The following is a 288-nucleotide window of genomic DNA, read 5'->3' on the forward strand; positions in this document are numbered from 1 at the left end:
CTCCTCGTTTGTCTCTCCGATCTTATCTACCCAGGCATACCACAACTCGATTTTTACCTTTTCTCCTCCGATATCGGCTGCCGCTGTCACGTTCTCCGCCTGTGTGGTTCCCTGGGTATTATCAGGCACCGCAGCCGTCTCTTCAACAGCCTTCTTTCCGCAGCCGATTAAAAGGGTGCCGGCAACCAGCAAAACTGACATCATAGCTAATGTTTTCTTCATCTTACACCTCTCCTTTTCTTTCTGTTTACTTTTCTCCTGTATATGTAAACGCCCGTATGATCTGGC

1 pseudogene is annotated in these 288 nt (G+C 48.3%); it reads right to left on the reverse strand.

From position 1 onward, the window contains the following. Positions 1–222: pseudogene (locus tag NE473_RS32130) on the reverse strand (hypothetical protein); the annotation flags it as partial. Positions 223–288 lie beyond the last annotated feature (66 nt).

Source organism: Hungatella sp. SL.1.14, from assembly GCF_024460495.1.
Lineage (GTDB): Bacteria > Bacillota > Clostridia > Lachnospirales > Lachnospiraceae > Hungatella > Hungatella hathewayi.